General features: G+C 41.0%; 16 protein-coding genes. 8 read left to right on the top strand and 8 right to left on the bottom strand.

Features of this window, described 5'->3' with window-relative positions:
• The first annotated feature begins 80 nt into the window (after nt 1–80).
• Nucleotides 81–797 (top strand): DUF2846 domain-containing protein, encoded by a 717-nt coding sequence (locus KIP84_RS16165; RefSeq protein WP_057076889.1) that lies wholly within the window; start codon nt 81–83, stop codon nt 795–797.
• 24 nt (nt 798–821) lie between these two features.
• Here KIP84_RS16165 and KIP84_RS16160 read toward each other — a convergent pair whose 3' ends face one another.
• From KIP84_RS16160 to KIP84_RS16140, 5 genes are all read right to left on the bottom strand, one after another.
• Nucleotides 822–1,376, bottom strand: coding sequence for a DUF2059 domain-containing protein (locus tag KIP84_RS16160; protein WP_213688907.1), 555 nt, complete (start codon nt 1,374–1,376; stop codon nt 822–824).
• A gap of 142 nt (nt 1,377–1,518) precedes the next feature.
• On the bottom strand, nt 1,519–3,045 hold the full coding sequence (locus tag KIP84_RS16155) for a fumarate hydratase (protein ID WP_002115045.1): 1,527 nt from the start codon (nt 3,043–3,045) through the stop codon (nt 1,519–1,521).
• A gap of 229 nt (nt 3,046–3,274) precedes the next feature.
• A complete protein-coding gene (gene pta / locus KIP84_RS16150) occupies nt 3,275–5,419 on the bottom strand; it encodes a phosphate acetyltransferase (RefSeq protein WP_213688906.1) in 2,145 nt (714 codons plus the stop codon).
• A gap of 45 nt (nt 5,420–5,464) precedes the next feature.
• Nucleotides 5,465–6,667, bottom strand: coding sequence for an acetate kinase (locus KIP84_RS16145; RefSeq protein ID WP_005079149.1), 1,203 nt, complete (start codon nt 6,665–6,667; stop codon nt 5,465–5,467).
• Entirely contained in the window at nt 6,649–6,768 is a 120-nt protein-coding gene (locus tag KIP84_RS16140; protein WP_005804223.1) for a hypothetical protein, read from the bottom strand. The genes KIP84_RS16145 and KIP84_RS16140 overlap by 19 nt, the downstream gene beginning before the upstream one ends.
• Before the next feature lie 658 nt (nt 6,769–7,426).
• Here KIP84_RS16140 and edd point away from each other — a divergent pair.
• The 5 genes from edd to KIP84_RS16115 all read left to right on the top strand — a co-directional run bounded on the left by edd (nt 7,427) and on the right by KIP84_RS16115 (nt 13,800).
• Complete coding sequence (gene edd, locus KIP84_RS16135; RefSeq protein ID WP_069031393.1) at nt 7,427–9,280, top strand: phosphogluconate dehydratase; 1,854 nt, start codon at nt 7,427–7,429, stop codon at nt 9,278–9,280.
• Between the two features lie 20 nt (nt 9,281–9,300).
• Nucleotides 9,301–9,930, top strand: coding sequence for a bifunctional 4-hydroxy-2-oxoglutarate aldolase/2-dehydro-3-deoxy-phosphogluconate aldolase (eda, locus tag KIP84_RS16130; RefSeq protein WP_032035360.1), 630 nt, complete (start codon nt 9,301–9,303; stop codon nt 9,928–9,930).
• A gap of 185 nt (nt 9,931–10,115) precedes the next feature.
• A complete protein-coding gene (locus tag KIP84_RS16125) occupies nt 10,116–11,474 on the top strand; it encodes a gluconate:H+ symporter (RefSeq protein ID WP_002115035.1) in 1,359 nt (452 codons plus the stop codon).
• 17 nt (nt 11,475–11,491) lie between these two features.
• Nucleotides 11,492–12,004, top strand: a complete 513-nt coding sequence (locus KIP84_RS16120; protein ID WP_014208329.1) for a gluconokinase — start codon at nt 11,492–11,494, stop codon at nt 12,002–12,004.
• A 167-nt stretch (nt 12,005–12,171) separates the two neighbouring features.
• The gene (locus tag KIP84_RS16115; protein ID WP_213688905.1) at nt 12,172–13,800 is read left to right on the top strand and encodes an NADP-dependent glyceraldehyde-3-phosphate dehydrogenase; all 1,629 of its coding nucleotides are present in this window, start codon (nt 12,172–12,174) and stop codon (nt 13,798–13,800) included.
• Between the two features lie 116 nt (nt 13,801–13,916).
• Here the strand turns inward: KIP84_RS16115 and KIP84_RS16110 are convergent, their stop codons facing one another.
• Nucleotides 13,917–15,182, bottom strand: a complete 1,266-nt coding sequence (locus tag KIP84_RS16110; RefSeq protein ID WP_044101247.1) for a glutamate-5-semialdehyde dehydrogenase — start codon at nt 15,180–15,182, stop codon at nt 13,917–13,919.
• A 299-nt stretch (nt 15,183–15,481) separates the two neighbouring features.
• Here KIP84_RS16110 and KIP84_RS16105 point away from each other — a divergent pair, with 299 nt between their 5' ends.
• Nucleotides 15,482–16,795: an alpha/beta hydrolase gene (locus KIP84_RS16105; protein ID WP_068565145.1), complete on the top strand. Its 1,314-nt coding sequence runs from the start codon at nt 15,482–15,484 to the stop codon at nt 16,793–16,795.
• 55 nt (nt 16,796–16,850) lie between these two features.
• Here the strand turns inward: KIP84_RS16105 and KIP84_RS16100 are convergent, their stop codons facing one another.
• Together KIP84_RS16100 and nagZ are read right to left on the bottom strand one after the other, a co-directional pair.
• Nucleotides 16,851–17,693, bottom strand: a complete 843-nt coding sequence (locus KIP84_RS16100; protein WP_068565144.1) for a class I SAM-dependent methyltransferase — start codon at nt 17,691–17,693, stop codon at nt 16,851–16,853.
• A gap of 302 nt (nt 17,694–17,995) precedes the next feature.
• Entirely contained in the window at nt 17,996–19,015 is a 1,020-nt protein-coding gene (nagZ, locus tag KIP84_RS16095) for a beta-N-acetylhexosaminidase (RefSeq protein ID WP_213688904.1), read from the bottom strand.
• Nucleotides 19,016–19,207: 192 nt separating this feature from the next.
• Here nagZ and KIP84_RS16090 point away from each other — a divergent pair, with 192 nt between their 5' ends.
• Nucleotides 19,208–21,391 carry a carboxy terminal-processing peptidase gene (locus KIP84_RS16090; RefSeq protein ID WP_017385731.1) on the top strand — a complete coding sequence of 728 codons (2,184 nt, stop codon included), beginning with the start codon at nt 19,208–19,210 and terminating at the stop codon, nt 21,389–21,391.
• Nucleotides 21,392–21,470: the final 79 nt, after the last annotated feature.

Genomic DNA, 21,470 nt, shown 5'->3' with positions numbered 1-21,470 from the left:
TGTTAATCTTAAAAATACAAAATACGCATAGTTTTGCGGTGTAAAAAATAAATCAAAAACAAAACGCTTTGAGGGATGCCATGCGTTATTTAATCGTATCTTTGTGCTGTGCTGGACTATTTGTGGGCTGTCAAAGTTCATCTCATTTAGAAAAAAATCCGAGTGAATTGACCGCGACTCTACCTAAAGTTGATGTTGAAAAAGAACCTGGTTTATTAGATCAATATCATTTAGGCGGTTTTACTGTGGGAGGGTGGGTCAACCAAAAATTGGGTCAGACTTTTGCGCCAATCAAAGCACAAAATGAACAGGCAGCTGTAGTTTATCTATATCGACCAGACACAAAATGGAATCGTCAGGAAATTGCAGCGATTAATCTCTTTGTGAATGGTAAGCGCATTCCGAGTCTATTACATAATCATTATTACTGGATTGAGCTACCAGCAGGAACGTATCGTCTTTCTGCGAGCCGCCCTTTACTTGGTATCCATTTTCAAGAACCAAAATATATTGATATCACTGTTGAGGCGGGAACGTCTTATTATTTGAAATATGATGAAGAAAATAAAATGGACCGAAGTGAACATACTGGTCCATTTATGTTAATGCAAGACAATATTGGACGTAGAGAGATAGCATTTACCGAGCTTAAATCTTCTAGCTATAATTTTGTTGCTGAAGATGCTTCAGGAAAGATCCGCCATAAACCACAAGAATTAAAGCCAGCTAAATATGATGAAAAATCAGATGTGCATCTGATTAAACCATTTAAATTATGGAATCCTTTAACTTGGTAATGAGCTACAAAAGATAAAGAAAAGTTAAGACTTTTCTTTATCTTTCATCAATGGTGCAAGAATTTTAAGCATCTCTTCTTGCATATGATCTCGTGCTTTAGGGTCATTAAATGTTTGCTGTCCCAACTCCATCATATATTCTGAAATTTGCCCCATAATCTGTACATTTTTGCGCGTAATTGATTGGCCTTCTGGGGTTTTTAAAAATTTCAGATTCGCCTGAATTTCCTCTTCAGTATAAGTCTTAAGATAAATATCCTGTAAGGCTTGGGCGGTTTTTGGATTGCTAATGAGCTGATTGCTCGAATCTTTTAGGAGTAAACCTAACTTCTTCGCGGCCTCTTTTTCTTTTGGACCTAAAGTTTTGATACCCGTGATATTACTAACGATCTGTTCTGCCTGTTGATCATAGTAAGGCGTTAATTCATCAATTGATTCTTTAAGCAGGTAATCAATTTGGCTCATTTGCATGAGTTCTTTAACTGAACTTAACTTGGCAGGAGAGGCAAACAAGCTTGTGGTAATACAGCTTAGACAAAGGCTGATTGAGAGATTTTTAAGAATAGGGCGAATAGTCATGAAATGACCTATATTCAATATTTGGCGAGAGGGTGCTTTCATTAATAGCATAGATTGACGAACTAATTGTTACAATTCTTTTCAGATTTTAAAATAAAAAAAGAATGCATAAAAAAAGCACCGAATTCGGTGCTTTTCTTGATTAGCCAGCTGCTGCATCGACTACTGGAATTTTTCCAATTTTCGCTTGCCAGATTTTTGGAGCTACTGCGTGAATTGAAGTACCATTTACGTCAACTGCAACAGAAACAGGCATATCTTCAACTACGAATTTGTAGATAGCTTCCATACCTAAGTCTGCAAACGCAACAACTTCAGCTTCGCGAACAGCTTTAGATACGAGGTAAGCTGCACCACCAACTGCCATTAAGTAAGTTGCTTTGTTGTCTTTGATTGCTTCAATTGCTGTAGGACCACGATCAGCTTTACCAATCATACCGAATAGACCAGTATGCTCGAGTACTTTACGTGTGAATTTATCCATACGTGTTGCAGTTGTAGGACCAGCAGGACCAACGACTTCATCACCCACTGGATCAACAGGGCCAACGTAGTAAATAAATTTACCTTTAAGATCAACTGGTAATTCTTCACCATTGTCGATCATTTCAACCATACGTTTGTGCGCAGCATCACGACCTGTGTACATTGTTCCGCTAAGAAGTAATGTGTCACCTGGTTTCCAAGAATCCATTTCTTCTTGAGTAATGGTATCAAGGTTTACGCGTTTAGACTGTGAAGAGTCCCAAGTTACAGATGGGTAGTCTTCAAGTTTTGGTGCTTGAATATGAGCTACACCTGTACCATCAAGCTGGAAGTGAGCATGACGAGTAGCAGCACAGTTAGGAATCATACCTACTGGTTTACCAGCAGCATGACATGGGTAATCTTTAATCTTAATATCAAGAACAGTCGTTAAACCGCCTAGGCCTTGAGCACCAATACCAAGTGCGTTTACTTTTTCAAAGATTTCGATACGAAGTTCTTCGATTTTGTTTTCTGGTCCACGGCGAAGTAATTCGTCCATGTTGATTTCTTCCATGAGTGCTTCTTTAGCAAGCATCATGGCTTTTTCAGCAGTACCACCAATACCAATACCGAGCATACCCGGAGGACACCAGCCTGCACCCATTGTTGGAACAGTTTTAAGAACCCAGTCAACAATCGAGTCAGATGGGTTAAGCATCGCAAGCTTAGATTTGTTTTCTGAACCGCCACCTTTAGCAGCAACAGTAATATCTACTTTATTACCCGGAACGAGTTTGTAGTGAATTACAGCAGGGGTATTATCTTTTGTGTTTTTACGACCAAATGCAGGGTCAGCAAGTACAGATGCACGAAGAACGTTGCTGTTTTCAAGGTAACCTTGGCGAACACCTTCATTTACTGCATCGTCTAAGCTCATCGTTAAATCAAATTTAACATCTAAGCCCACTTCAAGGAAAACGTTAACAATACCAGTATCTTGGCAAATTGGACGATGACCTTCCGCACACATGCGAGAGTTAATTAGAATCTGTGCAATTGCATCCTTTGCGGCTTTGTTTTCTTCGCGATCATAAGCACGGCTCATCGCTTGGATAAAGTCTTGCGGGTGATAGTACGAAATAAACTGTAGGGCGTCCTTGATCGATGTAATCAAGTCATCTTGTTTGATAATCGTTGTCATACCAGAAAATCTCTTGAGCGGGCTGTTAGCTAGCGGGCTAAATTATATGACAAAAAGACAGTGTTGTGGGAGATTGGTTGATCTTTTGACCGAAAGTCGCATAAGAACATATTGATGTGATTTAAAAGAGACAGATCGGAAAATTATTTATTTTTGAATGACTAAAATAAAAAAAAGCCATTTGAGCGGACATCAAATGGCGAGAGGTAGTAAAGGTTAATTATATTAATTATTTGGCGGCGGCTTGCTGTTCTGCCTGAATTGCCGTTAACGCAATTGTAAAGACGATGTCATCTACTAATGCTCCACGAGACAAGTCATTGACTGGTTTGTTGAGGCCTTGCAGCATTGGACCTACACTGACTACATTTGCAGCACGTTGTACCGCCTTATAAGTTGTGTTGCCTGTATTTAAGTCTGGGAAAATAAATACATTTGCGCGGCCAGCAACACGTGAGTCTGGTGCCTTTTGTCGTCCCACACTTTCAACGGAAGCTGCATCGTATTGAAGTGGACCATCAATGAGTAAGTCCGGGCGACGTTGCTGAGCAATTTGAGTTGCTTGCTGTACTTTTTCAACATCAGCACCTGTTCCCGAAGTACCAGTTGAGTAGCTGATCATGGCAATACGCGGGTCAATTCCAAAAGCTTTCGCTGAGTCAGCCGACTGAATTGCAATTTCAGCAAGTTGCTCTGCGGTTGGATCTGGATTAATCGCACAGTCGCCATATACATAGACTTCATCTGGTAAAAGCATAAAGAAGATTGATGAAACTAGTGAATAATCAGGGGCTGTTTTGATGAGCTGAAATGCTGGGCGAACTGTATTTGCTGTGGTGTGTACCGCACCTGAAACTAAGCCATCGACTTGATCTAAGGCTAACATCATGGTGCCAAGCACTACGGTATCTTGAAGCTGTTCTTTCGCTTGAAGCTCATTGAGTTTACCTTTACGTAGCTCAACCATTGGTGCAACGTATTGGTCACGAATACTATCGGGGTCGACAATTGCTAATTCGGCCGGTAATTCAATACCGCGTGCTTTTGCAACATCGTGCACAGCATCTGGTTTAGCTAATAAAATACAGTCAGCAATACCACGTGCCTGACAAATTGCCGCAGCTTGAATGGTGCGTGGTTCATCACCTTCAGGTAGCACAATCCGTTTTTTAGCTGCAATTGATTTTTGCACCAGTTCATGCCGGAAAGCCGATGGCGACAGGCGAGGGGTAGCGGCATTGTTGCTATGCTGCTTAAGCCATTCGACATCAATATGACTTGAAACAAATCGGGTCACTTGCTCTGCACGTTCAGTATCGTCAGTTGGAATCTCATTGCCAAAATTAGATAAACGCTGTGCAGTTTCAAGTGTGTTTAAACGGGTATGTAAAATCGGTAACCCTTGTTTAATTGCACTTTGGCAAAACTCTAAAAGCTCAGGTGCTGGCGCTTCTCTTTCGGTAAGAACTAAACCTGCAAGAGGAATACCATTGCTGGTTGCCAAACTACTTGCAAGTAAAACGTCGGTACGCTCAGAGGCGCTAATAATTAATTCGCCTGCAATAAACTTATTCAGTTCATATTCAATGCTTGAAGCAATTAAACTCGAATGCAAAATACGACGTGTTTTAGCTTCACCTTGATGTACCCATTGCCCATCAATGACATTTGCAATATCAAGTGTTCTCGGTACGCTTAGCGTGTTACTAAATGGAACAAGTCCAATAATCGGTAAATCGCTAGAACCAAAATAACGATTATATTTTTGCAACTCACTTGTAAATTTTGCGATTTCTTCAGTTGGACGTAACGATGGATCAAACGCGACAGGAATTTGTGCTGTTTCTTCAGTTAATCCACGGGTACGCATAAACAGTACGCCAGCAGTACGATTTGAAGCTGCTCCACCAAACTGGCGTAAATGAGCATCTACTTTTTCTGCTGCTTTTTTCGGGTTTTGAATATCTGCTGTGCTGACTAGCACGACTTCTGCATCAAGTGCTTGTGCAAGACTTGCGTTGAGCTCACTGGCAAAATGGTCTTGTCCGTTTGGTAATAAGCCTTCCACAATAATGACATCATGGTCTGCTGCAACGCTACGGTGGAGGCTAACAGCTTCTTCAAGTAATTCATCTACTTCCCCAGCGGCAATAAGCTGAGTTAATTTTTCATGCGAAATAGATTGAACAGTTTTACTTTGAAATAAATGACCAAATAATGAAGTGGTTCGGTCAAGATGCTCTTGGTCTTCTTGAGAAAATGGTTTTAAAAAGCCTGCTTTAATCCCGTTACAATCAAGTGCGTAAATCATGCCTAAGCAGGCAGAGGTTAAGCCAACCCCTTCGCCTGTAGGAATCAATAAAATTGTATTCATATAAACCTATAAATAAACGAATATCGAGTTTTCGCTGAGCTCTAATTAAGCAAGGCTTGCTACAGATGCTGTATTTTCTGCCGCTTCAACAACTTGACGAGTTTCTTTGGCAATACGGCCTTCCTCGTCTGTAGGAATGACCCAAATTTGAGGTCCTGTTCCATTGTCGATTCGTCCTTCAGTGCCACGTTTTAGGTTGTTGTTTTGATCTTTATCAAGCTGCAAACCAAAATGAGGTAAATAAGCTAAGGTTTTTTCACGAATATAAGCTGAGTTCTCACCAATACCGCCTGTGAAGATTAGACCGTCCAAAGTCGGTAAGCCACAGCTTAATGCAGCCAGTGATTTTGCAAGGCGATAGCTAAACACTTCAATTGCAAGGCAAGCATCTTCATTGCCATTTTCGGCTGCTTCAATCACTGTACGCATGTCATTAGACAGTTGAGATAAGCCTAGTAAGCCACTTTCGTTATTTAAAACCTTATCAATTTTTGCTAAGTCCCAACCGAGGTTTTTTGCAAGGAAGCTGTGTAGGCTTGGATCAACGTCACCACTACGCGTTCCCATCACTACACCTTCAAGTGGAGTAAGACCCATAGAAGTATCAACACTTTGTCCATTCCACACTGCGCAAGTTGAACTGCCATTTCCTAAGTGGGCCGTTAACCATCCACCTTTTTTCAGGTTACCTGCCAGCTCACTCGCTTTGTCAGACACATACGCATGGCTTGTACCATGGAAGCCATAACGGCGGACGTTGTGGTCAGTATATAAAAATTTAGGAATTGCATAACGGTATGCATGCGGTGGCATGGTTTGGTGAAATGCAGTGTCGAATACGGCAACTTGCGGTAATTCAGGAAATAGACGTACGGTTGCGTCAATACCAATTAAATGTGCTGGGTTGTGAAGTGGGGCTAAAGGTGTCGCAGCACGAATACGTTCAATAATTTCAGGAGTGAGTAATTCTGCTTTGGTTAAACTACCACCGTGTACAACACGATGTCCGATTGCTTGCGGTTTGTAGTTGGCAAGACGTGCAAGTAAAGTTTCTAAAGCTTTGGCATGATCAGCATAAGGGATTGAAAGTTCAAGTGGTTCACCACCTACAGTAATTCCCTTAATACGAGCATCAGCTGCCCCCAAGTTTTCTGCTAAACCGTAAATACGATCTTCACGACGCTCTGAAACCAGTGCGTATTTAATAGATGAAGAGCCGCAATTGATAACTAATACTGATGTAGCCACGTTGAAATACCCAAGTCCTGATTTAAAATAGTTTTCCTAACTTCCTGTTCAACATGTATTATTTTTCGATACAGATTGAACGGGTTGTCATGTTTTAACATGTGTTGTTTTTCTGTCCAAGATAGACTTTAGCCCATTAGACTTAAGCACTATCGACCATCAAATTATTTGTAACTAACATTTGTCCAGTATAAAGCTTAACCACTGTATTCCTTGTTTTTTTATACGTGTAGAAACGAGTTTTTTGTATATATTTATGAAAGGTAAATTTCTATTTAATGTATTTTTCAAATATTCGGTATAAATTTTTTAAGAAAAAAGAAGTGCTGTTATTTTAATCAAACTAGAGGGGAGTATTACAAATAATATACGTAAATGAAATTAAATTTTAATCGTTTATATATAGGTTAAAATATATAAATCATAAACATTTTAATATAAAAATTAGTATACAAAAGCCGATATCAATACATTTATAAGAATATTTTATTGCTTTGATATTATGAGAATTTTCTCGTAGTTATTAGAGGCTAATATACCAGTAAATATAGTCAAAAATAAAACCATCTTCTTGTTTAAAACTTAAACATAATTTGTATTTAATACCCATGCTCGGGTATTACCGTAAAATTGACTAGGGCTTGCATGTCGCTTTTTGCCTTAATAATATTGTTCCTTCCCCTTATCAAATGATGATGAAATATATCATTTGGTCTATTTTTATGTTCCGGCTTATCCGGTTGTACAGGAGCGTCCAGCATGGACTTGCCGAATCCAGTATTGGCAAAAGTGACCGAGCGTGTAATCGCACGTAGTCAAAAAACTCGTTCTGCATATTTACAACGTATTGAACATGCACAAGGCAAATTTCCTGCTCGTGGAGCACTTTCATGTGCCAATCTAGCTCATGGTTTTGCCAGTATGGACGATAATGAAAAATTAATTATTAAAGTAGGCCGTGAACCAAATATTGGCATCGTATCTTCATATAACGAAATGCTGTCGGCTCACGCACCGTATAAAACATTTCCAGATTTAATTAAAACAGCCGCTCGTGAGAATGGCGGCGTGGCACAGTTTGCAGGTGGTGTGCCTGCGATGTGTGACGGTATTACCCAAGGTAATGCTGGCATGGAACTGTCATTGTTCTCTCGTGAAACCATTGCGATGAGTACAGCGATTGCATTGTCTCATAACATGTTTGACGCAGCTTTATGTTTGGGCGTTTGCGACAAAATTGTGCCGGGCTTGCTCATTGGTGCTTTGCAGTTTGGCTATTTACCTACTATTTTTGTGCCAGCCGGCCCAATGACCAGTGGGTTATCTAACGATGAGAAAGCTAAAATTCGTCAGCAATTTGCAACGGGTCAGGTTGGCCGAGATGCTTTGCTAGAAGCTGAGTCAGCTGCTTATCACGGACAAGGGACTTGTACTTTTTATGGTACAGCCAACAGTAATCAGATGCTGATGGAAGTCATGGGCTTGCATTTGCCAAGTGCCGCATTTGTTCATCCTCATACACCATTACGTGATGCACTCACCGCAGAAGCCGCGATTCGTGTACTTGATTTAACAGTTGAGCGTGGAAACTACACGCCGATTGGTCATGTGGTCGATGAAAAAGCAATTATAAACGGTATTGTGGCTTTACTCGCGACTGGTGGTTCAACCAACCATACTTTGCATTTGATTGCGATTGCTCGTGCCGCTGGCATCTTGATTGATTGGGACGACTTTGATGAGTTGTCTGCTGTTGTTCCTTTGCTCGCAAAAATCTATCCAAATGGTAAGGCCGATGTAAACCATTTCCAAGCTGCGGGTGGGGTAGCTTTCCTCATTCGTAACTTACTTGAAGCTGGCTTGTTGCATAACGACGTAACGACTGTGGCTGGTAAAGGTTTACAGCACTACACCAAAGAACCAAAACTGATTGACGGTAAGCTCACTTGGGTTGACGGTGTGGTTCAAAGCCTCGATGACAAAGTTTTACGAAGTATTGATGCGCCGTTTCAACCAGATGGTGGCTTGCGCTTAATGCAAGGTCGCCTTGGCCGTGGTGTGATCAAGATTTCTGCTGTTGCGCCAGAACACCGTAAAGTTAAAGCTCCGGCAATTGTGTTTGATTCTCAAGAAGCAGTGCAAGCTGCATTTGATCGTGGTGAATTACATCGAGACTTTATTGCAGTTGTTCGTTTCCAAGGTGCGCGTGCTAATGGTATGCCTGAATTGCATCGTTTAACGCCTGTGTTGGGTGTTTTACAAGATCAAGGTTTCCACGTTGCTTTAGTCACTGATGGGCGTATGTCTGGTGCTTCAGGTAAAGTTCCTGCAGTGATTCATTTATCTCCAGAGGCCTTACTAAATGGGCCGATTGCTAAAGTGCAAACAGGCGATATGTTAATCATTGATGCTGAGGCTGGCGTACTCGATGTTGAAATAGATGACGATGTATGGCAGTCACGCCCTGTTGCACAGCCAGAACATCAGGCAGAAAACGAAGTTGGCTTTGGCCGTGAATTATTTGGTGTTTTCCGTGCTGCTGCTGCGCCAGCTGAACATGGAGCATCTGTATTTGGTGCATTGGTTGGTGAAAATTCACCAGAGCAGATTTGAATCAAAGGAACTGAAAAATAATGATTAAAATTGAAGATATCGTCAAATTAGGCCCAGTCATTCCTGTATTGGCATTTGATTCTGCCGAGCAAGGTGAAGAGGTATCACGTGCTTTACATGCGGGTGGTGTGAAAGTTCTTGAGATTACGTTACGTACCGCTGCAGGTCTTGCTGCTATTGAGCGTGCTAGCCAGTTGGCCGATGACATTGTGGTGGGTGTAGGTACGATTACCAAACCAGAACACTGTGCGCAAGCCAAAAAAGCAGGTGCTCAATTTGGTGTATCTCCTGGTTTAACTAAAGATTTGCATTTGGCTGCGCAAGATGCTGGCTTACCTCTATTGCCGGGTGTAATGACACCAAGTGACCTGATTCAAGCGATTGAATTGGGTTATGACATTGTGAAGTTCTTTCCAGCTCAACAGGCTGGCGGTGTTGAGATGCTAAAAGCATTTTATGGTCCATTTCCAAACCTACGTTTTTGCCCTACAGGTGGAATTACTGCAGAGTCAGCACCAGATTTCTTAAAGCAACCTAACGTGGTTTGTGTAGGTGGTTCATGGTTAACACCTAAAGCTACTGTAGCTGCCCAAGACTGGGCTGAAATTACTCGCTTGGCACAAATTGCGAGTCAGTTGAGAGCACTGTAGATGTAGTCGATATTTATAAAAAATGAAGTGCATTTTATGTGCTTTAAAGGCTGTATTGATGTGACCAGTTTTTGCTGGTCACACCTAAATATAAAAATTTAATGTCTTAACAGTAGGAATTACTGTGGTTGAAGACCCTTGTTTAGGCAGTGTGCCTAAATAATTATTCCAAGGAGAAGTGTCCCATGGAGACGGTTCAGGGTGGCATGTTACTGATCTACACTGTAATCGCGATTATTGCTTTAGTGGTCATGATCGCGAAGTTTAGAATTTATCCATTTTTAGTTCTCATTATTGTTTCACTCGGTTTAGCCTTGGCTGTTGGCATGCCAATGGGTGATATTGTTAAGTCATATGAAGCCGGTACAGGTAAAACCTTAGGTCACCTCGCGATTGTAATCGCACTAGGAACGATGCTCGGTAAAATGATGGCCGAGTCTGGTGGCGCAGAGCGAATAGCAATTACTTTAATTAAGTGGTTTGGTGAGAAAAATATTCACTGGGCCATGATGTTTATTGCCCTTATTGTTGGTCTTCCCGTATTTTTCGAAGTAGGTTTCGTTCTACTCATTCCAATTGCATTCAATATTGCCAAACGTACAGGTAAATCCTTACTGGTTGTGGGTTTGCCAATGGTTGCAGGTTTGTCAGTTGTGCATGGCTTAATTCCACCACATCCAGCAGCACTGTTGGCAGTACAGGCTTACCATGCTGATATTGGTAAAACGATTGCTTATAGTCTGATAGTGGGTGTGCCAACGGCAATTGTTGCTGGACCACTGTATGCACTTTGGATTAATAAATATGTCAAATTGCCTGAAAATAACCCGTTAGCGAAGCAGTTTATTGAAGCAGATACCAATAGAACTCGTGAGCTACCAAGCTTTGGGATTACCTTATTCACAATTATGCTGCCTGTAGTATTAATGTTGGTTGGAAGCTGGGCTGATCTATTCTTTGCACCACAGACTTTCGCAAATGATTTGCTACGTTTTATTGGTACTTCTGATATCGCATTACTCATTGCCGTGCTAGTCAGCTTTATTACCTTTGGTACGATGCAGGGCTTTAACCGTGAACAAATTGAAAAATTCTGCGGTGGGTGTTTAGCTTCTATTGCTGGGATTATGTTGATTGTAGGTGCTGGTGGTGGTTTTGGCGGTATTTTGCGTGACACCGGTATTTCTAATGAGATTGTTTCTACAGCGTTGAAGGCAAACCTGTCGCCGTTATTGTTGGGTTGGTTTGTTGCAGCATTAATTCGTTTGGCAACAGGATCGGCAACGGTGGCTATGGCTACAGCGTGTAGTATTGTCGCTCCAATTGCAGCTACGGCGGGTGTTGCAGTTAGGCCCGAGCTTTTGGTACTTGCCACAGGTTCAGGTTCATTAGTTTTCTCACATGTAAATGACGCAGGATTCTGGTTAATCAAAGAATATTTCGGTATGACAGTAGGGCAGACACTCAAAACTTGGTCGGTATTGGAAACGATCATTTCAGTGTTGGGTTTATCTTTCACGCTACTGCTTAGCACTATTTTATAATTAAAGGTGAGTAATCCATGATTGTGATTGCAATGGGTGTCTGTGGAACAGGTAAAACCCTAATTGGTGAATTGTTATCAGAGCGTTTGGCTTGTGAGTTCCTTGATGGCGATACGCTTCATTCAGCTGCAAATAAAAGTAAGATGAGTCAAGGTATTCCCTTAACTGATGAAGACCGCTTGCCATGGTTACAAGCAATTCGTCAGGCCATTGAAACCAAACAGAGAGATGGTGAAACGGCTGTATTTACATGCTCATCTTTAAAACGCATGTATCGCGATATTTTAAGAGGGCAGGACCAGAATGTTAAGTTTGTCTACTTAAAAGGTTCTTATGAGTTATTACAGCAACGACTTGCAGAAAGATCAGGTCATTTTTTTGACCCAGCGTTGCTACAAACCCAGCTAGACACATTAGAGGAACCTGATGTGAATGAAGCAATTGCTATTGATATTGCTCTCACACCAGAACAGATCATTGAACAAGTCATCCAGAAGCTAGGGGTGACTGATAGTGTGTGTCGGGGGTAAATTCATCTAGAAAGATTATCAACGCTTTAAGATATTCACCTTGTAGTTTACGGTTCAAGCAAGGTGAGTACGGATAATAATAGTGATATTGACCCGAATAAAACCTGATTACAGGGGTGAGTTCGGGAATATATAAAAGACATACGAATAATAAGGTATTAAGAAGAATGAATCAGTTAAATAATCTACAGCATAAATTCCCAGTAGTGGACGATATTCCTGAAAGTGTACGTTTGCCCTCCCAAATTCATCAGCGTGTCTCACTCGTGGATGGTGAGTTGAAGTTATGGGCTGGTGCAACCAAGAAAACATTATCTCCGATCTGGATTCAGCAGCCTGACGGTAGCCTACAGCAAGTTGAACTTGGTAGTTATCCAGTCATGGGTGAAAAAGAAAGCGATGAAGCACTAGAAGCAGCAGTAAGGGCTTACAATAATGGTCGTGGCGAATGGCCCATGATGAAGGTTGGTGAGCGCATTGCCTGTATGCAAAATTTTATTCAGCGCATGGTGGAGCAACGAGATCTGATTATTAAGCTGATCATGTGGGAAATTGGCAAAAGCTTGGCAGACTCAGAGAAAGAGTTTGACCGTACGATTACCTACATGCGTCAAACGATAGATGCCCTGAAAGATTTAGATAATGCCAACTCCCGCTTTGTAATCGCTGAAGGTACGATTGGTCAAATTCGTCGTACTCCACTAGGTGTCGTGTTGTGTATGGGACCATACAACTACCCACTGAATGAAACCTTTGCAACTCTGATCCCAGCCATACTGATGGGGAATACCATTATTTTTAAACCACCTCAATTCGGGACTTTGTTGTTTGAACCGTTACTAGAAGCGTTCCGTGACTCATTTCCAAAAGGCGTGATCAATACCATTTATGCACCAGGCTCTCTAGTGGTACCCCATCTACTGGCATCTGGGCAAATTAATGTGCTGGCACTGATTGGCTCTAGTAAAGTGGCTGATCACTTGAAGAAGCAACATCCTAAATCTCACCGTCTGCGTGCGATTTTGGGATTGGATGCAAAGAACGCAGCCATTATTCTGCCAGATGCTGATTTGGATCTAACAGTGAAAGAGTGTCTGCTGGGTGCATTGTCGTTTAATGGTCAGCGTTGTACCGCGCTCAAAATGCTGATGGTACATCGCTCGATAGCCGATGAATTTGTTAACCGCCTAACGGCTGAACTGGCCAAACTTAAAGTGGGTATGCCGTGGGAAAAAGGTGTATTTATTACGCCGCTACCAGGTATGCATCGTACAGCCTACATGACTGATGTCATTGAAGATGCCGTGGCTAAAGGTGCAAAAGTGGTTAATCCGGAAGGTGGTGAGTTCTGCAAAACCATGTTCTATCCAGCCGTAGTTTATCCAGTGACTGAAGGTATGAGGCTGTATCGTGAAGAACAGTTCGGTCCAGTTGTGCCAGTTGCTGTTTATGATGACATTGAAACTGTCTTGGAATATGTCACTACTTCTGATCATGGGCAGCAGGTGAGTATTTTTGGTAGTGACCCTGAGCAAATTGGTCATTTAGTTGATCCGTTGGTCCATCAGGTCTGTCGTGTAAACATCAATTGTCAATGTCAGCGTGGCCCTGATGTATTCCCGTTCGGTGGTCGTAAAGATTCTGCGGAAGGTACATTGTCTGTGCATGATGCTCTGCGAGCGTTCTCTATCCGTTCTATGATTGCTGCTAAACAGACAGATGATAGCAAAGGCATGTTGGCCTCTATGGTGTCTGAGCACTATTCTAAATTCGTGAATACCGACTTTATTTTCTAATAAATATATGAATAAAAAAACCAGCCTACGGGCTGGTTTTTTATCGTGACTCATAACTTGAATAATAAAAAACGCCTGAAATTGATCAGGCGTTTTTATTTGAACAAATAGATTAATTATTGACGAATTTGACCGTCACCTAACACAATCCATTTTTGAGAAGTTAAGCCTTCTAAGCCAACAGGACCGCGGGCATGGATTTTATCTGTAGAGATACCAATTTCTGCACCTAAGCCATATTCAAAACCATCAGCAAAACGAGTTGATGCATTGATTACAACTGAGCTTGAATCTACACGAGCCAAGAACTGACGAGCCAAAGTATAGTTTTCAGTCACAATGGCATCAGTGTGATGTGAACCATATTTGTTGATATGGTCAATTGCTTCATCAATACCGCTAACCACTTTAACAGCAAGAATTGGTCCTAAATATTCGGTATACCAATCTTCTTCTGTTGCAGGTTTTACCGAGGCACCCAAAATACGGCGTGTTTCTGGGCAACCACGTAATTCCACTTGTTTTTCAGCATACAATTCAGCAATACGTGGTAAGAAAACGTCGGCAATTTTTTCATCAACCAGCAGTGTTTCCATCGCATTACAAACACCATAACGATGTGTTTTTGCATTTAATGTAATTGGTAAAGCTTTTTGCAAGTCTGCTTGAGCTTCTACAAACACATGGCAGTTACCATCAAGATGTTTAATCACCGGAATACGCGCTTCGTTGGTTACGCGCTCAATCAAGCTTTTACCGCCACGTGGAACAATTACATCTACATATTCAGCCATCGTGATGAGGTGACCAACAGCTGCACGGTCAGAAGTTTCAATGACTTGTACCGAATGCTCAGGTAAACCAGCAACTTTTAAACCATGCTTAATTGCTTCTGCGATTGCTTTATTTGACTCGAGTGCTTCTGAACCACCGCGTAAAATAATGGCATTGCCTGATTTAATCGCTAAAGATGCAGCTTCAAGTGTTACGTTTGGACGTGATTCGTAAATCATACCCACTACGCCTAAAGGTACACGCATTTTTCCAATTTGAATGCCTGTGGGGCGATATGCAAGATCAGTAATTTCCCCAATTGGATCGACAAGCGCGATCACATCTTTTAAACCTTGCAACATCCCTTTAAAGCGTGCGGGTGTAAGCTCAAGACGATCAAGTAAGGCACTGTCGAGCTGGTTGCTACGACCTTTATCCATGTCGATTTGATTCGCCGCCAAGATTGCTGCTTGATTATTTTCCAAAGCAGTATAAATAGCAGAGAGTGCATGATTTTTTAGTGAGGTAGAAGCACTTGTTAAGACGCGTGAGGCCTCGCGTGCTTGTTGCCCAACTTTTTGCATATATTGTTCAATTGAATCTTGCATAGCATTTTTTAATCATTTACTAATGAGTAAGATAGTAGCAGTCAAATGCGGAACAATGAATGGCTTTTTTTGAAAAATGTGACCGCCATAAAAAAACATTTAAATATTTTGCAAACTATTAGCGACTTAAACAAGATGAGCGGTCATTTCAGCGATTGCGTATATTTCAGACAATTGTTTAGAATGTTATTGTGCAATACAAACTAATACAAATTTTAAAGTTTTGTGCATAAAAGATTACGTGTTCAAGAAGGAACTCTTGCAGCATAAAAAAATTACAGCAAGGAGGAAGCAAGGATATGAATTCCATTATTCAAATGGATTCGGAGATCAACCAAGCTTATGCCGGTTTTGGCTTTTTCGATATCTACCATAGAGATAGTTTTAAACAACCTGCTCGTACAACATGGATTGACGGTTGGAAAATTGAATATATGGCAATTGCCGATCCTAAAACGATTCACAAAATGCCGATTGTGATTGTTGGTGGTGCTTTCCAGAATTTTAATTCTTATAAATATTGTGTTGAACAATTGTTTGAAAGTGGTCCGGTTATTTTAATTGATTTACCTTCGATGGGTGCAAATCAGCAAATTACTAATCGCGACACAGGAGTATCTGCCGGTACTTTAGAACTTCCTGATTTATCTGAAATGTTAGGACGTTGGTTAGATATCGTTGGAATACAAAAAGTTTCTGTCATGGGAATGTCCTTGGGGTCAGTCATTGCCTCTTGTTTTGCTCATCAGCGCCCTGACCTGATGGATCGTATGATTTTGATGGGAGTTATGCAAAAGACCCGAAAAAGTTGGCGAATGATTTTGGAAGAATCCCTCAAACTCATGCAAGAAAACCGTATGGAAGAGTTTGGGCAAGCTGTTATTTTGTATTTAGTTAATCATGCAAAATTAGATAAAACTCGTATGTCACCAACTGCTAAAAAGTTATTTTTTAGACAAATGGCCGAGTTTACGGGGACTGAGCGAGAACGTTATGAAATTAACTGTAATCGCCTTTTGCGGTTAACAGATGTACCTATTCCAGAGTGCAAAACGCTAGTAGCAGCAGGGCAGTACGACAGTTTTACTCTGCCTCATGAAAATGCCAATTTTGCTTTGCAATGTCCTGATATGGAATTTGCACTTATTGCAAACGCTGATCATGTGCCACAGCTCCAGCGTCGTAAAGAAACCATGAGTTTGTTCACTTCATTCTTGAAGGGTGAATCTATCTACAATCTGGATGGTATTATTCCAATGACGCGTGAACAAATGCAAAAGATGGAGCGCCGTGGTGAAGAGCGAGTTCCAGTTTTGCAACCGAACACTCAACTGAGCCATCATGAATGTAAAACAGAAGTGCCAGTGACGATTGTTGACGTGACTTTCTTTGGGATGTATTTAAAAATGGATGATATTTCACAGCTTGATTTTGTGAATAACCATCCACGTGATTTGGCACTGCATTTAGAAGATGAAGAAGGTCCTTTCTCGATTGAGTGCTTAATTTTTGAAGCTACTGAACAAGGAATACGTGCTTTATTTAAACATGGTAGTTTTGAGCTTGCTGATCGGTTAAGCCGTTTTATTGCTCGTCAAAAACAAGCAGCTTAATAATATAGTTATAGATGGAAGCTCGTTTATTTCGAGCTTCCATTTTTTATATTGGTTATTTTATTTGTGCGTGAATAGTCCAGACCAAGTCACCTAAATGTTGCTCATGACTATCTTGAGAAGCTTGTCCAAAGAAAATTTGTGGTTGTTCCACGCTAACTTGATCGAACTCTGTATCTTTAAAAAAGTCTTCAACTTCTTTGGGACTTTTGAAGTGAAAACTAAACGAGCTTCGAGACATTAATTTCAATAATTTACTACTATTCCAGATAATACTGGCAAGTTTGTTTTTTACTGGTTCAGGGTAGAGGTCAGTTAAATAATGGAACTTTTTAAAAGAAGTGCCATAGTGAGCAATTGATTGAATGAGCTGTTTTAATAAATCTTTATCAAAGTAGTTAATTAAACCTTCACTAATCACAACCAGTGGGCGGTTCGGGTCAAATACTTCGAATGCTTGTGCAAAAGCTTCTGTAAATAAATCAACTGATAAAACTTCAGGTGCATTGTTTTCAATTTGCTGTAACGCATTTTGTTTGGTTTGTGCCATATCGGGTAAATCAAGCTCCCGATAGGTAATCGAAGGGTAATGCTGTCTAAACCACCAGCCACGTGGAGACAGGCCACATGCTATTTCTAGAACTTGTAAATCAGGGCTTTCTTGAATGAGTTGTTCTAAGTGATGATCAAGCATGGTGTGGCGTTGTTTGAGCGTCGTGCGCATGCTGCCGCCCACATATTTCTCTGCCCAAGATTCTATCGGATGAACCAAATAAGCTAGTGATTTGCCTTTGGTTGTAGCAAGTGCTTCATGAGAAATCCCCATTTGATACCAGATATAGCCTGTATAGTGGGCTGTAAAAGAGATGTGGCGGTGTTTTGAAAGTTGTTGTGTCATTCGTCCTAGGCTCTATTTTTCCATAAATTTATCTTGATATTTTTTATGTCGTAATTTTCATAGCAGAGTCATGCTATGTTCTAATTTTATTTAGTCATCAGCCTTCGGCTCGACCTACTTTTCTTTTGGGAAAAGTAGGCAAAACCATTGTCATCCACAAAACCTGTTCAAAGCCTGATATTTTTTGATTTAATTGCAAAAAAGCATTTTGCATAAACCATGCAGGTTGTGGATGACGTTACCGAGTATCCAATTGTTGAGACAATCTTATGTCATAAAAACTTATCAATTACTCAGTAAAGTTAAATCGAATTTTTAAACTCTTCAATGGCTGTTTTGACAGCTTGCCACTCGTTTCCAAGCGATAAGGTTTCACCAATTTGAATTTGTGGAATTTGGCCGCGCATGCGTTCTAAACGCTCTTGGTTTGGTAGTTCTAAGTTTGTAATGCCTTCAAGTGCTGTACAGGCTGCACTTCGGTCATTACACACCAGCCCCATGTCACACCCAGCCGCTAGAGCAGCTTGAATACGTGCATCTGCGCCACCTGCTACACATGCAGCTTGCATGCTTAAGTCATCAGAGAAAAGTACACCATTAAAATTCAAACGTTTGCGTAGAACTTCTTGAATCCAGAAAGGTGAAAAACCTGCTGGATTTGGATCAACTTGATCATAAATCACATGTGCAGGCATGAGCGCATCTAGCTGAGGCATAAGCTTAATGAAGCTTTGCATATCATGGTTATAAATTTCGTCATAGCTACGGCTGTCGATTGCGGCCGCAACATGAGAATCTGCTTTCACGGAGCCGTGACCAGGGAAGTGCTTGCCTGTATTTGCCATGCCGGCTTTTTTCATACCTTGCATAAATGCGCCTGCAAGCGGGGCAATATCATCAATATTTTTAGAGAAGCCACGGTCACCAATTACATCACTAATAGCATTCAGGTCTAAAACCGGTGCAAAACTGAAATCGATGCCGACTGCAAGAACTTCAGTTGCCATTAACCAGCCGCACTGTTTAGCTAGCTGAAGTGCTTTTTGTGGTTGAGTTAAATACAACTCCCCAAAACGGCCCATGGCTGGTAATAAGGTAAAACCTGATCTTAGGCGCTGAACTCGGCCACCTTCTTGGTCAACAGCAATCAAAATATCTGGGCGAATTTGACGCATATGGTCGGTTAAAGCACGCACTTGTTGTGGAGATTCAATATTTCGTGCAAATAAAATCATGCCACCGACTTGCGGAGCGCGTAATAGTTCAATATCTTCTTGAGTAAGTTCTGTGCCGGCGATGTCCAGCATCAATGCGCCAATCATATTGGTTCCATTTGAATTTTGATTGAAAAACAATAAGCGAATTTTGCAATGTTTTGCTACATTTTGTCAGTACAGAATATGATAAAACTACACGGTATAAACAATTTAGTTGGTTAAGATTTTGAATCTGCTTAGTTCATATCGAAAACAGAGCGTGTAAGATAGGAACACCCAAGGAAGTATTAAAAATTTATGAAACTTCAAACTATAGCTTGTGCAGTAGCGATCGCGACTGGCGGTTTATTCTTCTCTCATACGATGAATGAAGCGAGAGCGGCAACCAATACTGCTGCGGTTTCTCAATCAATCCAGCCAACGCAAGAACAGGCTTTGGTGGCTCGCCAACTGGCAACTTTAGTTGATCGTCAACATTATTTAAATATGCGTTTGGATGCGACCACATCAAATCGTATTCTAGATATGTATTTAGATAGTCTTGATCCAGATCACTCATTATTTCTAGATTCTGAAGTTCAAAATTATAAAAAACTATATGGTTCAAATTTTGGTGCTTCATTAAAAGCGGGGAATTTAACTGGACCGTTTGCAATTCATCAGCAATATCGTGAACGCTTAAAACAATTTTATGAGTTCATGTTAGCTGAGTTAAAACAACAGCAAAATTTAAAGCAGCCGAATAGTTATATTGAAGTTGATCGTGAAAAAGCACCGTATTTTAAAACGACTGCTGAGCAACAAAATCATTGGCGGAAAATGTTGGTTTCACAGTTAATCAACTTAACCATTAGCCGTGAAGAAGAGCAGGCGAAACAAAAAGCGCTTAAAGAAAATCCTTCGCTTGCTGATGGTCAAGACTTAACTGGCCCAGAAGATTTAACGCCAGCTCAAACGTTAACTAAACGTTATACGCGTCAGCTTGAAAGAATTAGTCGTGTGAAAAGCGATGACGTCTTGGACAAAACATTAAATGCAATGTTGGCGACCTATGATCCACATAGTAACTATTACCCGCCAATTGATGCGATCGAACTGAATCGCCAAACTACCTTGCAACTCGAAGGTATTGGTGTGTCGATTCGTCCAGAACGTGGCAACGAAGATTACACCAAGATTGAAACCATTGTAGAAGGTGGTCCTGCAAGTAAGTCTGGTCAAGTGAAATCAGGAGATCGAATCATTGGTGTCGCCCAAGAAGGCGAAAAAATGGTTGATGTGATTGGCTGGACAAGTTCTGAAATTGTTGGGCTTATTCGTGGTAAGCGCGGAACAAAAGTCACATTAAAACTTCTTGGCGCTGGCGCATCAATGAGTCAGGCACGTAACGTGACATTGGTACGTGATGTTATTCAAGAGGAAGATGCTGGTGTTCGTTCGCGCACAGTTGAAGTGACACGTGATGGCAAAAAGCATGTGTTGGGCGTAATTGAAATTCCATCATTCTATTTTGACTATCGTTCACGTCGTGCAGGTCAACAATACCGTTCAGTTTCTGAAGATACTGCAAATGCTTTTGAAGCGCTAAAAGCGAAGAAAGTAGAAGGTATTATTATTGACTTACGTAATGACCCGGGTGGCTCATTAGAAGAAGTTGCGCGTATGTTGGGGCAGGTGATTAAGTCTGGTCCGGTGGTACAAATTCGTGATGGTAATGGCAACGTAAGTGTTTTTGAAGATAATGATGGCGGCCAGCAAATCTATACAGGCCCACTCGCGGTATTGGTGAACTTGGCATCTGCATCGGCAAGTGAGATTTACTCTGCTGCAATTCAAGATTATGAGCGCGGTATTATTATTGGTAGTACAACCACTGGTAAGGGTACAGCTCAGGTACAACTTGATACTTTGGCATATGGTCAAGCGACTTTAACTCAGCGTAAGTTCTATCGTATTACAGGTGGTAGTACACAAAATAAAGGTGTAGTGCCAGACATTAAACTCGTCGACATCTATAACGAAGAGTTTGGTGAGCGTAAATCGAAGAATGCGTTGAAGTGGGACACAATTCCTACTGCACCATTTAAACGAGAAGGTTCTGTTCAGCCTTATGTGACAAAGTTGTCCCAATTCTCTGAACAACGTGTTGGCAATGACGCTCAGTTTAAATATCTAAATAAACGTACTGCGATTGCTAAGGTGACGAGTGATCAAAAACAAGTAGTACTTGATATTGATAAGCGCCGTGCTGAATTACTTGGCTTAGAGAAACAAACTTTAGATGCAGAAAATGAACGCCGTGCTGCAACGGGTCAAAAGCCTTTTGCAAACTGGGAAAGCTATCAAGCTTCATTAGATGCTCTAGCTGAATCTCGCGCTAAAATGAAAGCATCGCAACGTCCAGCGTTACCAGAAGAAGAAACTTTTGTGACTGAAGCTGCTAATGTACTCATGGATTATGCAAAATTGCAAAATCGCTAAGAGTTACTAGAATTTAAGAAAAAGCATGCTGTCATCAGTGTGCTTTTTTTATTTTTCATGTCAGTAAACTGTCATGCAT

Source organism: Acinetobacter sp. BHS4, assembly GCF_018454425.1.
In the GTDB taxonomy this organism is placed as follows: domain Bacteria; phylum Pseudomonadota; class Gammaproteobacteria; order Pseudomonadales; family Moraxellaceae; genus Acinetobacter; species Acinetobacter pittii.
Note: the sequence above shows the minus strand (reverse complement) of the source record. Positions and strands in the feature narration are given on the sequence as shown.

What these genes read in the sequence shown, in the direction of transcription:
- KIP84_RS16100 (WP_068565144.1), bottom strand. Translation starts at nt 17,693, where the DNA reads ATGACACAACAACTTTCAAAACACCGCCACATCTCTTTTACAGCCCAC.
- KIP84_RS16155 (WP_002115045.1), bottom strand. Translation starts at nt 3,045, where the DNA reads ATGACAACGATTATCAAACAAGATGACTTGATTACATCGATCAAGGAC.
- edd (WP_069031393.1), top strand. Translation starts at nt 7,427, where the DNA reads ATGGACTTGCCGAATCCAGTATTGGCAAAAGTGACCGAGCGTGTAATC.
- KIP84_RS16090 (WP_017385731.1), top strand. Translation starts at nt 19,208, where the DNA reads ATGAAACTTCAAACTATAGCTTGTGCAGTAGCGATCGCGACTGGCGGT.
- KIP84_RS16125 (WP_002115035.1), top strand. Translation starts at nt 10,116, where the DNA reads ATGGAGACGGTTCAGGGTGGCATGTTACTGATCTACACTGTAATCGCG.
- KIP84_RS16120 (WP_014208329.1), top strand. Translation starts at nt 11,492, where the DNA reads ATGATTGTGATTGCAATGGGTGTCTGTGGAACAGGTAAAACCCTAATT.
- KIP84_RS16140 (WP_005804223.1), bottom strand. Translation starts at nt 6,768, where the DNA reads ATGTTAAAACATGACAACCCGTTCAATCTGTATCGAAAAATAATACAT.
- eda (WP_032035360.1), top strand. Translation starts at nt 9,301, where the DNA reads ATGATTAAAATTGAAGATATCGTCAAATTAGGCCCAGTCATTCCTGTA.
- KIP84_RS16160 (WP_213688907.1), bottom strand. Translation starts at nt 1,376, where the DNA reads ATGACTATTCGCCCTATTCTTAAAAATCTCTCAATCAGCCTTTGTCTA.
- KIP84_RS16105 (WP_068565145.1), top strand. Translation starts at nt 15,482, where the DNA reads ATGAATTCCATTATTCAAATGGATTCGGAGATCAACCAAGCTTATGCC.
- KIP84_RS16165 (WP_057076889.1), top strand. Translation starts at nt 81, where the DNA reads ATGCGTTATTTAATCGTATCTTTGTGCTGTGCTGGACTATTTGTGGGC.
- nagZ (WP_213688904.1), bottom strand. Translation starts at nt 19,015, where the DNA reads ATGATTGGCGCATTGATGCTGGACATCGCCGGCACAGAACTTACTCAA.
- KIP84_RS16110 (WP_044101247.1), bottom strand. Translation starts at nt 15,182, where the DNA reads ATGCAAGATTCAATTGAACAATATATGCAAAAAGTTGGGCAACAAGCA.
- pta (WP_213688906.1), bottom strand. Translation starts at nt 5,419, where the DNA reads ATGAATACAATTTTATTGATTCCTACAGGCGAAGGGGTTGGCTTAACC.
- KIP84_RS16115 (WP_213688905.1), top strand. Translation starts at nt 12,172, where the DNA reads ATGAATCAGTTAAATAATCTACAGCATAAATTCCCAGTAGTGGACGAT.